General features: G+C 56.8%; 11 protein-coding genes. 3 read left to right on the top strand and 8 right to left on the bottom strand.

Translation table 11 applies throughout. The features are described 5' to 3' along the window. Window positions 1-54 precede the first annotated feature (54 nt). Window positions 55-1,518 carry a toxin-antitoxin system YwqK family antitoxin gene (locus CHB83_RS02735; RefSeq protein ID WP_089331570.1) on the top strand — a complete coding sequence of 488 codons (1,464 nt, stop codon included), beginning with the start codon at window positions 55-57 and terminating at the stop codon, window positions 1,516-1,518. Between the two features lie 175 nt (window positions 1,519-1,693). On the opposite strand, the gene CHB83_RS02740 is transcribed toward CHB83_RS02735, so the two are convergent. The 6 genes from CHB83_RS02740 to CHB83_RS02765 all read right to left on the bottom strand — a co-directional run bounded on the left by CHB83_RS02740 (window position 1,694) and on the right by CHB83_RS02765 (window position 8,340). Next, complete coding sequence (locus CHB83_RS02740; protein ID WP_089331571.1) at window positions 1,694-2,992, bottom strand: sensor histidine kinase; 1,299 nt, start codon at window positions 2,990-2,992, stop codon at window positions 1,694-1,696. Window positions 2,993-3,029: 37 nt separating this feature from the next. Continuing rightward, the gene (locus CHB83_RS02745) at window positions 3,030-4,412 is read right to left on the bottom strand and encodes a sigma-54-dependent transcriptional regulator (protein ID WP_089331572.1); all 1,383 of its coding nucleotides are present in this window, start codon (window positions 4,410-4,412) and stop codon (window positions 3,030-3,032) included. Window positions 4,413-4,460: 48 nt separating this feature from the next. Then, on the bottom strand, window positions 4,461-5,654 hold the full coding sequence (locus tag CHB83_RS02750) for an ABC transporter permease (RefSeq protein WP_089331573.1): 1,194 nt from the start codon (window positions 5,652-5,654) through the stop codon (window positions 4,461-4,463). A 25-nt stretch (window positions 5,655-5,679) separates the two neighbouring features. Next, the gene (locus CHB83_RS02755; RefSeq protein ID WP_089331574.1) at window positions 5,680-6,930 is read right to left on the bottom strand and encodes an ABC transporter permease; all 1,251 of its coding nucleotides are present in this window, start codon (window positions 6,928-6,930) and stop codon (window positions 5,680-5,682) included. Further along, a complete protein-coding gene (locus CHB83_RS02760; RefSeq protein ID WP_045689716.1) occupies window positions 6,920-7,510 on the bottom strand; it encodes an RNA polymerase sigma factor in 591 nt (196 codons plus the stop codon). Before CHB83_RS02760 ends, CHB83_RS02755 begins: the two co-directional genes overlap by 11 nt. Window positions 7,511-7,590: 80 nt before the next feature. Then, the gene (locus tag CHB83_RS02765) at window positions 7,591-8,340 is read right to left on the bottom strand and encodes an ABC transporter ATP-binding protein (protein ID WP_082455407.1); all 750 of its coding nucleotides are present in this window, start codon (window positions 8,338-8,340) and stop codon (window positions 7,591-7,593) included. Window positions 8,341-8,679: 339 nt separating this feature from the next. On the opposite strand from CHB83_RS02765, the gene CHB83_RS02770 reads away from it, so the two are divergent. Both CHB83_RS02770 and CHB83_RS02775 read left to right on the top strand, forming a co-directional pair. Then, window positions 8,680-9,624, top strand: coding sequence for a helix-turn-helix domain-containing protein (locus CHB83_RS02770; RefSeq protein WP_089331575.1), 945 nt, complete (start codon window positions 8,680-8,682; stop codon window positions 9,622-9,624). Between the two features lie 93 nt (window positions 9,625-9,717). Next, complete coding sequence (locus CHB83_RS02775; RefSeq protein WP_089331576.1) at window positions 9,718-10,470, top strand: SDR family NAD(P)-dependent oxidoreductase; 753 nt, start codon at window positions 9,718-9,720, stop codon at window positions 10,468-10,470. A gap of 286 nt (window positions 10,471-10,756) precedes the next feature. Here CHB83_RS02775 and CHB83_RS02780 read toward each other — a convergent pair whose 3' ends face one another. After that, a complete protein-coding gene (locus tag CHB83_RS02780) occupies window positions 10,757-12,205 on the bottom strand; it encodes a TolC family protein (protein WP_089331577.1) in 1,449 nt (482 codons plus the stop codon). An 8-nt stretch (window positions 12,206-12,213) separates the two neighbouring features. Beyond that, window positions 12,214-13,461: an efflux RND transporter periplasmic adaptor subunit gene (locus CHB83_RS02785; RefSeq protein ID WP_089331578.1), complete on the bottom strand. Its 1,248-nt coding sequence runs from the start codon at window positions 13,459-13,461 to the stop codon at window positions 12,214-12,216. Between the last annotated feature and the right edge of the window lie 168 nt (window positions 13,462-13,629).

Raw genomic sequence — 13,629 nt, forward strand, 5'->3', positions numbered from 1 at the left:
GGTAGGCTGGCGCAGTACCCGCACTATCTACCGTAAAGTTTCGTTCTTGCTCTTATGAAACCACATCTTTTGTTGCTGCCTTTGGGGCTGCTGGCCGCTAGCACGGCCCATGCCCAGAAGCTACGGCGGCTTACTACCTTCTTCGATTCTACGAACACGCACAAGCGCGAACTATTCTCGGCAGTAGTGGGCGCCGATACGGTCATGCAAGGCCCTTATAAGCGGTTTTACTACTCGGGCAAGCTGGAAGCCCAAACCCGCTACACCGACGGCAAGCGCGACTCAGCATACGTGGAGTTTCACCCCAATGGTGGGCGGCGCCTGGAAGTAACGTACCAGCAAGGCGTCCGTCAGGGGCCCTTCAAAACATACTACGACTCAGGCAAAATTGCGCAGGAAGGCTCCTACGAAAACGACCAGCCCAGTGGTACGCTCCGCTATTACCATCCTAGTGGGGAAGTAAAGCTGGAAACAACACTCACCAACGGACAACCCGCCGGCACCATCCGGGAACTGTACCCATCGGGCAAGCCTAAGGTTGAAATTGCTTACCTAAATGGGCAAGCCAGTGGGCCCGTTAAGACCTACTACCCCAACGGGCAACTGCAGAGCGAAGGCACGTTTAACCGAGGACTGCTGGCGGGCCCTTACAAAACGTATTACGACAACGGCCAGCTGGAGGTAGATGTACAGGCCGACAAAAGCGGCAAGGGGTCTTACCGCAGCTATTACCGCTCCGGCAAACTACGCACGGAGGGCACCTATGCCCCGGCCAACTTGGTAGGGCGAGCCGTAAAAAACCCACTGGCTGATGACCTCACCAAGCAGGCCAAAAACCTGGCCGGCGGCACCAGCAACCTCGATGGACCGGCCAAATCCTACTACGAAAGCGGCGCCATTAAGAGCATCCAAACCTACCGCCAAGGTGTGCTAGTGGGTACCCAGCAGGATTATTACGAGTCGGGAAAGGTGGAGCAGAAGATAGACTATGCTAACCAGGGCCGAGACCGGAAAATCACGCTGTATTATGAGGATGGCTTCCCGCGGGAAGAGCAGCAGTATAAAAACAGCCAACCAGTAGGCCTCTGGCGTGCATTTCACCCAGGTGGTAAGCAAGTCCAGAAGCAGGAAACGTACGTGAACGGCAAACTGGCGGGCGAGCAAATCACCTACTACCCTACCGGAACTGTGCAAAGCAAATTGACCAACGAAAATGGCAAGCCAACTGGTGTAGGTCAGGAATTTTATCCATCGGGGAAGCTGAAGGCCGAGACTACCTATGTTAAGGGTTTAAAGATGGGCCCCTTCCGTCAGCTGCGCGAAGACGGCACAGCCGAAATAGCCGGCGCCTTCCGCAATGGAAAAGAAACTGGCGTGTGGAGCTACTTCGGCCCCGATGGCAAGACAGTTCAGGAAAAGAAGACGTTTCGCAATGGCCAAGTAGCCGCCCCCGGAGCTGCTCCATCTACCAAGCCCACCCCCGCCCGCAAGCCCACTACTGCGGCAAAGCGCAAGTAGCGAACAGAAGGTAAAACCAGAGCTGGCGCGAGTAGATACGCTGCTCCTACCAGCACTCAGCCTCCTCGTTTCCCAGCCCAAATAGCAAGCGTAGCTTCCCGTTGGTAGTACTGCCAACGGGAAGCTACGCTTGCTATTTGGGCTGGTTGGCGGAGCGAAGCACAAGCCAGCCTGGTTAGAACAGAATTGAAAATGCTGTACGGCCATTCTCCTGAGTTTCGAGTCGGAAAGTGAAATCGTGCTGCAGTAGAATGTCGCGGATAAGGGTAAGGCCGATGCCCTGACCATCGCGCTTGGTGCTGAAAAAGGGCGTAAACAGGCGTTGCTGCACCTCGGGTGCAATACCAGGTCCGTTGTTTTCGATGCACAGCCTGGCAGGCGTGTTGGTAGTACGCACCCAAACGGTACCATCCTCCCCAATGGCTTCGAGGGCGTTTTTGCAGATATTGAGCACAGCCTGCTCCAATTGTAAGGGGTCTAGCAGCACTACCAGCGGGGTAGGCGCTAGCTCCCACTGCCATTGAATGCGGCGACGCTCTGCTTGCACTTGCAGCAGGCGGGCAGTGGCGCGCAGCATTTCGTGCACATCAGTGGGCTGCCGTTGCGGCAATGGCAGGCGCACTAGGTTGGCGAAGCCAGCCATAAAGTTGGCCAAGTGAGTATTGCGGCCAATGGAAACGTCTAGGGCTTCCGTGAAATCAGGCTGGTCTTCTGCTTGCAGTTGGGGCGTGTAGTAATGGAAGCTCTGTAGGATAGAATTGATGGCGCCAATGGAGTTGTTGATTTCGTGCGACATCATGCGGATCAGCTTTTCGTAGGCTTGCTTTTCCTGCCGAATTAGATCCTGAGTTAACTCTTCCAGCAGAATAAACCGCCGCGTGAACCCCCGGTCTATGAAATGCGAACAGTGGGCCCGGTACGTTTGAATACCCGATAGCTGTACTACGTGGGGCGCTTGCTCCGAGAGGTTGGCGAGGGCTGTGCCCCAATGGCCTGGTAGCTGAGCGGGTTGCTGGCCTAGAATGGCGGTGGCTGAGAGACCAAGTATGCGCTCAGCGGCGGGGTTTGTGCCCTCAATTCGGCCATCGAAGGAAAGTAGGAGTACACCTGCCGGCGAGGCCTGAATAAGACTTTCGAGCAGAAAACTCTTTTCGTGCTGCGTAATCCGCTCCTTCCGCAATTCCTCAATCATGTGGTTGTACACGTGAATGAGCTGATCCATCTCGCGCTGGCCTACGGGCACAAATTTCATAGAGAAGTCTTTGGCCCGAATTGCCTCAGTACCGGCTGCTATCAGATGAAACGGCCGCACAAATCCCTTGTATAGCTGCACCGTCAGCAGGATGCTGATAAGCAGCAGCACCTCTAGACCCACAAACAGCGGCGCGTTGTGGCGCATCACTTGCGCCGCCAGTACAATGAGCACTGCGTGAATGATGACGGCAAACAGGATAAACTTAAGACGCAGGCTCATGTGAAGCAGGTAATCGAGTTACAGAGCCAAAAGCTACCTATTCTGCATCGAACGGAATGGCATACTTCTCCAATCGGCGGTAGAGGGCCCCACGGCTGAGGCCCAGGGCTTTTGCTACGCGGCTGATGTTGCCGCCGTAGTGCTCCAGAGTCCGCCGAATCATTTGGGCTTCAAGCTCATCGAGGGTCATGGTACCAGGCTCGGGTAGCTCGCCCGCCTCAGAGGCGCGCACGAGGGGCCGCTGGAATTGGGCTTGAAAGTCTTCGGGGCCGAGCTCGTCTTTGCCAGACACCAGCACGGCGCGCTCCACTAGGTTTTTTAGCTCTCGGATGTTGCCTGGCAGGGGCTGCTCCTGCAACCAGTGTTGGGCCCGCGTACCTACTTTCAGGGCGGGCCGGTTGTAAGTAGCACGCAACCCGTCCACGAAGTGCTGCACAAGCAGTGGAATGTCCTGGGGTCGCTCGCGCAGGGCGGGTAGGCGCACCGTAATCAGGTTGATGCGGTAAAACAAATCCTCGCGAAAACGGCCCTGCTGCACCATCTCGGCCAGGTTGCGGTTGGTGGCACAAATCACCCGAATGTCGAGGCGGCGGGGCTTGCTGTCGCCCAGCACCTCGTAGGTGCGGTCTTGCAGCACACGCAGCAGCTTCACTTGGCTACCCAGGTCCAGCTCCCCTATCTCATCCAGAAAAATGGTGCCGCCATTGGCTAGCTCAAAGCGCCCCACACGGTCGGTTTTCGCATCGGTGAAGGCGCCGCGGCGGTGCCCAAACATTTCACTCTCGAACAAGGAGGCTGAAATACCGCCTAGGTTTACTTTCACAAAGGGCTGCCGCCGACGCTGGCTGTTGTGGTGCACAGCCTCGGCAATTAGCTCCTTACCCGTTCCCGATTCGCCTTCAATGAGTACCGAAGCATCAGTAGCGGCTACCTGGCCCACGTTGCGCAGCACGTGCAGGAGGCGCGCATCCTGACCCACAATATCCCGGAAATTATACTGCTTATCTAGTTGGCGGCGACTGAGGGCGGCCGGGTCGGCGTCGGATTCTGCTTCGTGCAGGCTCAGGATAGTGCGGATAGTTTGGAGCAGGGCGTCGTTGTTCCAGGGCTTGGTAACAAACTCAGCTGCTCCCGCCTTCATGCCTTCTACGGCCAGCGTGATAGAGCCCCAGCCCGTAATCAGTACCACTGGCAAGGCCGGGCGCAACTGCTTTACCTGGCCCAGCAGGTCTAAGCCATCTCGGCCCGACGTATCCAGAGAATAGTTCATATCCATCAGCACGAGGCGGGGCTGCTTTTCACGCACGGCATGCAAGGCCTCGGCCGGGGTAGCTACTGCTTCTACCACGTAGCCGTGTTGCTTGAGAAGCAACCGCAAAGAAGTGCGAACGGCTACATCATCGTCAATAATCAGTATCATAGCGTGGGCGAAGGACGGAAATTGAACGCGAAGGACAATGCCTCCACCCTACTCTTCGCGCAAGGCTACGGCGGGCTGAATAGTCGAGGCCATACGGCTGGGATACAGGGCGCACAGGGCCGTGAGCACGTAGATCAGCATGGAGGCCAGAGCCATACCGGCCAGGTACACGGGTAGCTTAATGCTCATTACGCCCAGTAGCGGAAACTGCGCCGCTACCAGCAGCCCGAAAGCCAGTCCGAACGTGGTAACGACCATTACCTCACCCAGAAATTGCGCGCTGATGCGGCTGCCAGTGGCGCCAATGGCCCGGCGCAGCCCGATTTCGGCGCGGCGCTGGCTGATATTGTACCACAGTACCCCAAACAGCCCCAGGGCCACGTTGAAAATCAGGAAGCTGCATACCAGCACCATACCACCCATGGGGGCCAGCGCATACTTCATACGAGTGGTGCGCTGCTCACGCAGGGTAGTAACGGCAGATTTCCAGCCACCCGTCACGGCCGCTATTTCTTTGGTGATGCGCTGCTCTAGCTCGGCGGTGGCGGTAGGCTGCACCCGAATCAGCAACCGGGGCCGGTCGAAGTTGGTGGTGTCGTTAGGGTCTACTAAGGTTTTGCTGCGTTGAAAAACGGCCGGCTGTAGTTCCTGAAATTCGCCCCGGCCGCGGTAAGACGACGCCAATACGCCTATCACCTGGTATTCGTCGTTGTCTGAATCACGAATGATTTTGCCAACGGCCGACTCGTTGGGAAACAAGGCTTGGCGCATTTCTTTGGAGATGACGAGCGGTGAACGGGCAGCCGCTTCGTCGTGCCGGTTAAACCAGCGGCCTTCCGCCAGCTCTAGGCTCAGCACGTCCTGCATATCATCGCCAGCAGTGTAGAAGTCGCTGTTGGTTGACTTGGTACCGGCTTTAAAGTCGGTGCTACTGTCGCTGAATGAGAACGGCGTATTGGAGTAGGTAGACGCTACACTACGGACACCGGGCACGGATTTGAGGTGCTGAATCAGGCGCTGAAACGTGGCGTCCTGCCGGCTGATGGGCTGACCGTTGGGGTCCATATCTACCTGCCACACATACTCGTAGGTGTAGCCTAGCGGGGCCGTGTACTTACGGTAGTTGTCAACCAGTAGGCTGCCCAGCACGAACAGCACCACGAAGGCAAAGAATATTTCGGTAACCAGCAGGAAATTAGCCCGTTTGCGGTTCCAAATCAAAGTAAACAGGTGGCGTATCATGGGATTGGGAGAGCAAAAGTGAAAACTAGTTACGGCCGCCTTTCAGGGCTTGCACAGCCTGAAGCTTCGACATTTTGTAGGCCGGGTACACGCCCGACAGCACCCCGAACAGCAAGCTCAGTAGCAGCCCACCCGCGAAAATGCGGGGATTGAGCGTGAGCGTGGTGTAAGGGATGAAGCCGCTGCTATCAATTAGGTGCAGCACCACGCTGGCCAGCACCAGGCCTAACACCCCGCCCAGCAAGGTCAGAAACACATTCTCCACCAGAAACTGCCGGATGAGCGTGCCCGAAGTAGCCCCGAAGGCCTTCCGCACCCCGATTTCTGAGGAGCGCTCCAGAATACGGCTCACGTTGACGTTGATGAGGTTGAGTGCCGGCAGCAGCATGAACAACAACGTGACGAGGGCCACTTTGCCCATCAGATCGGCCACCCCGTCGTCGGGCTTGCTGTTGTTGTTGAACCAGCGCACCGTGGAGGACAGCAGCGTGCCGGCGTACACGTGCACTTTTGCATGCTTCTTGGGGTCGGGCACGGGCACCTGGTCTACTACTCGGTTGAACTCGGCCTGAATGGCGGGCAGGTCGGCAGGGGTGCGGGCTTGCAAAATGGCCATACAGTCGCCGAAGTAGCTGGGGTCTTTGGCATCTTGGGTGCTGGTGCTGATGGGCGCCCACATGTCGGCGTAGGAGTTGAAGCGTATGCCGGGCACATCCTTCACCACTCCTATCACCTGATAGCGTATCCGGTCGGTTTCAATGGTTTTGCCCAGCACGCTGCTGATCGTGCCGAAGTAAGCGCGGCAGGTTCGCTCGTTGATAACGGCCACGTGGGCTCCGCTTTGCACTTCGCTCAGGGTATAGGGGCGACCTTCTACAAAGTCGAAATCCAGCACTTGCCAAAACTGGCCGTCGGTGTATTTCAAATCCACATCCAGCTTCTGATTGCCCACATAGGCAGCGGTAGAACTGAAATACGTGCTGATGGAAACAACTTCCGGCGTTTTGAGTGGCCGCACATAGCGCTCCAGGAAGCTGTAGCTGATAGTGCCGTTATTGGTGCCGTTGTCGTTCTTGAAAGATATCGTTGCGCGGTTGACGAATAGCAGCCGGTCCACTTTCTTTTCGGGCGTGTGAGGGCCCACAGTGTGGTCGTAGAAAGCATACACCACCAGCAGAATCATCAGCGTGAAGCTGATACCAAACAGGCTGATGAAGGTGAAGAACTTGCGGCGCAGCAAGACTTTCCAGGCAATTTTTAGATAGCTAAGCAACATGAGCGTAGGTAGTAGAGGAAGAGGAGTAGGAATAGTGCAGGGCCATCACCCGCCGCTGAAGCACCGCGCGCGCCTTGCTGAGTTGCGACTTGCTGGTGCCTTCTGAAATCCCCAAGAGAGCCGCCACCTCGGGGTGAGTGTAGCCCTCCAGGGCGCAGAGGTTGAACACCACGCGGTAGCCAGCGGGCAACTCCTGCACGAGTTGTAGTAGGTCCGCGGCTTGCAGTTCCACGTCGGCCGTGGGCAAACTGGTGGCCAGGTAGCTAGTGGGGCAGTCGTCAATGCAGATTGTGAGCGACTCCCGGCGGCGCAGGCAGTTTAGGGCTTCGTGCACCATAATGCGGCGCACCCACCCTTCTAGGCTACCCTTGCCCTCAAACTGGTGGAGGCTGCGAAAAACCTTCACAAACCCACGGGCCAGCACATCTTCCGCTTCGAACTTATGCCGCACGTAGCGCAGGCATAGGGCCAACATTTTAGAAGCGAAGCGGGAGTACAACTGCTCCTGGGCGGCGGCATTTTGGCGGCGGCAAGCAGCTACCAATTCAGCGTCCGTAAGTGGGAGGGCAAGCGACTTCATAGGGGGAGCGTGTAGCGCGAAGCGCGGGTTACACATGGTGGTTGTAAGTCAACTGGGCGTTCGGCAAGCGGCAAGGGGAACTATTGCACTTGGCTGCCGTCGAAGAAGCGGATGAGGCGCTGCGTGCGGCGGCCTTGCTGCTCGTCGTGGGTTACCATCACAATGGTGGTGCCTTCCTCCCGGTTGAGGCTTAGCAACAACTCCATAATCTCCTCCCCCATCACCGAGTCGAGGTTGCCGGTGGGTTCGTCGGCCAGAATAATTTCGGGGCGACCGGCCAAGGCCCGGGCAATGGCTACCCGCTGGCGCTGCCCGCCCGATAGTTGGCTGGGGAAATGGTGGGTCCGAGCGCCCAGCCCTACTTTCTCGAGGGCGGCGTAGGCCCGCGCCCGCCGCTCCTTACCGCTTACCCCCGGCCGGTACAGGAGAGGTAGCTCCACGTTGTCGAGCACGGAGAGGTCGTTGATGAGGTGGTAGCTCTGAAAAACGAAGCCGATTTTGTGGTTGCGCAACGAAGCCAGCTCTTTATCGGAGTACGACTGCACTGGGCGGCCATCCAGCTCAATTACTCCGGCGGTAGGCTCATCCAGCAGGCCCATAATGCTGAGCAGTGTAGACTTGCCGCAGCCAGAAGGCCCCATAATCGACACGAACTCGCCTTTATTAATGGTGAGGTTCACGCGGTTCAGCGCTACGGTTTCAATCGTTTTGGTCTGGTAGACCTTCTCAATATCGCGCAGTTGAATAACAGGTTGGGGCTGGGCAGATGCAGTGACCGTAGCGGCGGTTACCTGGGGCCGCACCACCGATTGAGTGAGGATATTTTCCATGAGAGTATAGAGCAGGGATGGGAAGAGTGACGAAGAAGGGTGTCCGGTTTCGAGCAGCTGAGTACCGGGTTCTCTGTAGTATAGCCAAGCGCCATGCCATGTTTTTATCACATTGAATTACAGTATCTTATATCAATAATAAGATTTACACTAACTAGAAATATTGTCCAAAAATGGACACTGTGTTCGGTAATAAATGGTCGAGTGTACGCTTTTCATCTTTTGCAGACTTGTGGTATGTAGCCCAGGAATGGGTTTCGCACAACCATAAGTCCTAGCCAAACTTTCTGGCCCTCGTCGGGTTGCTCATGCTTTGAATTCTACAAGCCATTTGCTGCCATGACGACTACCGCGCTTACTACCCTTTATCAAGAGTTGGCTCCCTGTACCAGTCTCAGCTTAAGCACACTGCTACCCCAGGGCATTCAGCGCGAAGTAGGCCACTTCAATGCGTTTGATTTAGCCAACTTCTGGGATTCTACCCACCTACTACCGGCCACGTCTTACCCTTGCCGTTCCTTCTACAAAATCAGCTTGTTGCGCAGCCGCAGCCGCGCCGAATACGCCGACCAAACTATTACTATTGATCCCAATACTTTAGTATTTTCGTCGCCCAAGGTATCGTTTCAGTGGCAGCCTGTTGAGACGCAACAGGGGCATCTTTGCCTCTTCACGGCGGAGTTCTTGCTGCCAGTTCTCGGAGGCCTTACCCCCGACGAGCTGCCCCTATTCCAAGCCAACGGCTACCCTGTGTTTCAACTGACGTCAACCGAAGCCGCGCGGGCGGAGAGTATTTTCGCCAGGATGCACGAGGAACTAACCTCCGACTACACCCACAAGTACGACCTACTGCGGGCCTACGTACTGGAATTGTTGCATCTGGGCCAGAAACGGCAGCCGGCCACCATGCTACACCCCGCTCATTCGGCAGCGGCCCGGCTCTCGTCGCGCTTTATAGAGTTGCTGGAACGGCAGTTCCCGCTCACCACGCCCCAGCAGCGCGTACCGTTGCGCACCGCCAAAGACTTTGCCGACCACTTAGCGGTGCACGTCAACCACCTCAACAAGGTGCTCAAGGACAGTACCGGCCGCACCACCACTAACCTCATCGGGGGGCGGCTAGCACAGGAGGCTAAGGTGCTCCTACACCAAACGGACTGGACACTCTGGGAAATTGCCGACAGTCTGGGTTTCGTGGATGTGGCGCACTTCTCGCATTTCTTCCGCCGCTACGCCACCGTGAGCCCCGGCGCTTTCCGTACGCTGGAGGCCTTCCCGATTTGATTTCTACAATAAGTAGATTGGCGGGTACAACACCGCTGCTCGCAAGCCGAAGGACCTTTGCCGTGTTCCATTAACACTACAAACGCACTTCGCATGAGTACTTCCAAAATAGCCCTCGTAACCGGCAGCAGCCGGGGCCTGGGCAAAGACATGGCCTTGAAACTAGCCCAGCAGGGCATCGACGTTATCCTAACCTACCGCAGTCAGCAGACTGATGCCGCCGCCGTAGTAGCCGAAATCGAAGCCCTAGGACGCCGCGCCGTGGCTCTGCCCCTGAACGCCGCCGATATCAGTACGTTTGACACTTTCTTCGCGCAGGTCACTACGGCCTTAGCCGATACCTTTGGCACCGACCGGTTCGACTTTCTCATCAACAACGCCGGCACCAGCCTCACCGCTCCTATTGCCGAGAATACTGAGGCGCAGTTTGACGAGATGCTCAACATTCACTTCAAGGGCGTGTACTTCCTCACGCAAAAGGCGTTGCCGCTCCTACGCGACGGGGGTCGGATTATTAATATTTCCTCCGGTACCACGCGGGTTGCTTTCGCAGGAAGCTCGGCCTACGCCAGTATGAAAGGAGCGGTGGAAGTCTTCACGCGCTACCTGGCCCTGGAGCTAGGTAGCCGAGGCATTGCCGCCAATGTGGTAGCGCCTGGGGCAGTGTTCGGTGGCGGCGCCATGACGGATACGCCTGAAATTCGCGCCTACGTGGCCCAAATTACGGCCCTAGGCCGCGTGGCCGAGCCCGACGACATCGGTGGCATTGTCGCCTTCCTCTGCACCGATGCCGCACGGTGGCTCAACGGCCAGCGTCTTGAAGCAACGGGCGGAATGATGCTGTAAGACAGTAGCTAGGCAATAATTTGCCCATCTGCTTCGCAGACAACAAGCCTGCCGCTGCTGGAATTACCGGCAGCGGCAGGCTTGTTGTCTGTAATAGTGAGAATAAGCTGTATGAATAGTGAATGATGTACAAAAACTATAATCAAAAGGTCGTCATTCCTCGACAAGCTCAGAATGACGACCTTTATTGAACTGCTATCCACATAGCATAGGTATAATTTATTTATTATCAATCACTTACTAAATATATAATACTAAAATGCGTTTTATGAACTGTTAAGCCGGTTTACTTTGCTGCTAGGGGTAGTTGGCGTTCAAAGTCGTAGAGAGTGAGGGCCCGCAACCGGTAGTGCGCTACCCATGCTGCGCGCAGGGCCTGGATGTAGGCACGACGAGCTTGGTCTTTTTCAGCGGAAGCAATGGTGAGGTCGGTGAGGCTGATGCGGCCGACTTTGTAGGTAGCCTGGGCAATGGTGTAGCGCTGCAAGGCCAAGGAATCGGCGCGGGTGGCTAGGTCGAGTTGTTGGCTGAGGGTACCGAGTTGGGTGGCCTGGACTTGTACACTCTGTTCGAAGGCGGCTTCCTCCTGGGCCACATCGGTCTGAACTTGGCGGCGCGTTAGCTCCGCTGTTTTCACAATGGCCTTTTGCCGGCCCCAGTCTACTAGTGGCAAAGCAAACGTCAGCTGTACTTGCTGCTGATTTTGCAAGGCGGCATATGTGGCCCACAGGTTGCCCGCTTGGTTCACGTAGCCCAGGTTGGCCGACAGCGTTGCTTGAAACCCGGTAGTGCCCCGCGCTAGCGCCACCTCCCGCTCCGCCTGCAACAACCGGCGGCGGTAGGCCAGCACTACGCTTCTGTTTTGGCGGGCCTCCCCCAGCGCTTGCTCGGCGGGCACTACCAGCCGGGGCGCCGCCACTGGCACCAACAGGCGCAGGGCTTCGGCCCGCAACCCGGTATAGCTTTGCAGGCTCACGGCGGCATTCTGCGCATCTAGCTGGCCCTGCGCCATGGCCTGGCGGGCATTCAGCAGGTTGAGTTCCAAACGTAGCACGTCGCTCTGGGAGAGGCGGCCTAACTGGAAGCGCTCCTTGCCTATGCGTAGCAATTCCTCATTGGCTCGCACGTTTTGGCTTGCCACCTCGGCATTTACTTGTTGCTGCAACACGTCAAAAAACAACTCTGTGATGCGCTGTGCAATACTTTCGCGCTCCTCAACGTACAGCCGCTGGCTTTCCTGGTAGCGCAAGGGCTCAATACGCCGGTCCCACTTCAAGCTGTTAAACCGCCCGAGCGGCTGGGTAAGTCCAATGGCTACGGGCTGGTTATTATAGCGTTTTAGTTGGCCGTTGAAGTCATCGAAGCGCTGCACCTCCGAAGCCACGAATACTTGCCCACCCGTCAGGCCAATGTTCTGGCTCACGGCTAGGGCCAGGTTGGAGTTGTTGATGCGCACAGCCCGGAAGTCGGTAGTGCCATCGGGCTGCACCACGGGCGTGATGACGCGGCTGAACCCGGGCAATGTGCCCTGCAAGCCTAGCTGGGGCTTGTAATTAGCCTGGTAGGTGCGCCACTGCCAGTAGCTTTGGTCGCGGGAGGTTTGGGTTTGCTTTGCCACGGCCGACTGGTTCAGCGCTACCTCAATAACTTCTTGCAGCGTCAGGGGGGCCGACTGGTTTTGGGCTACTACTGGTCCGCCGGCCAGCAGCAACAGGAAAGCAAGTATCCGTTTCATGGTGCTAGCTAGTTTTGGATGAGTAGTTCGGGCGTGTCCGCGTAGTCCTTGGTATCCGACACAATGAGTTGCTCGCCGGGTTGTACACCACTTGTTATCTGCACGAAGTCGAGGTTGCTCTCGCCGAATTGCGCAATGCGCCGAATAGCCTTGCCATCCTTCACCACAAACACGGGCTGCTCCTTACCTCCCTGGTAGAAAGAGCCATTCTTTACCCGCACTACGTTGTGCAGAGCTTTCGTTATCACAAACACGTCGGCCCGGAGGTTGGAGCGCAGGGCCGAGTGGTGGTCTTGCGTGAGCATGGCGTAGAAGGTCACTACGCCCTTGTCAACGGCGGGACTCACGGTGCTGATGGAACCCCGCAAATCGGTGCCATTGACGCGGACTATAACGGGGTCGCCGAGGTGCAGCGCGTCGGCATAGGCATCGGAAATGGTGGCGCGCACCCGGAAGCGGCTCAAGTCGGCTATCCGGGCCAGGGGGTCGCCAGCCTGCACGGTAGAGCCCAGGTCCTCATTTACCCACGTGAGCACTCCCGGCTTCTGGCTGCTAATATTCGCTTGGGCTAGCTTGCCGGCCAACTCCCCAATGCTGCGGTCCTGAATCTGCATGGTGAAGCCCAGTTCCCGCACATCGGCCGCATTAGCCGCCCGCTGGTTGCGGATCTGCTCGCCTAAGCGGCGTAGCTCAAGCTGCGCTACCTTCAGACTCAACTCAGCTTGGCGCACGCTCTCAGACGTTCCCCCGCCTATCTTCAGAAGGTATTGCTCGTCGCGCAGTGCCGATTGCAGGCTGCGTACTTTCACTTGCTGCACCTGCTCTTGGGAGCGAAGGTCGTTCAGGGCTTTTTCCAGGGTGAGTTGCAACTGCCCGTTTTTGTTCCGGTTCTGCTGCTGCTCGTCTTGGAGCTTAGCTAAGGCGGAGGTAGTCAACTCCCGGTCCAGCTCCACAATGATTTGCCCCGGCTGCACCTTACTACCCACCGGTACCACTACCCGCCGGATAGTGCTCTGGATAGGGCTAGTAATAACTGCTTCGTGCGCCGGAATGATAACGCCAGCGGCAGTGAGCGAAGCCTCCATATCGCCAGTTTCGGTGGTAGCAGTGAGAATAGTACTGCGTTCCAATGTGGGCTGAAGGACGTTGCGGAAGGCTAATAGGGTAGCTGCTAGTGCCAGCAACAGGCCGGCTCCCACCAGCCAACGACGGCGCTGGCGGCGGTTTTGAGTAGAAGTAGATAAGGCTCTGTCCATTTTCGTACAGGAAGGAAAGGAGTTCCCTACCTATCAGCCAAGCCCCATGCCACTTTGTTATTTAACTTAATATCAATAACTTATATGATATACACTCAGAATCACTACTCAGAAACGTGTCCACTAATGGACAGCATGTTCGGAAATACAATACACCATGCGGTAGCC

This window comes from Hymenobacter mucosus, assembly GCF_900188255.1.
GTDB lineage: Bacteria > Bacteroidota > Bacteroidia > Cytophagales > Hymenobacteraceae > Hymenobacter > Hymenobacter mucosus.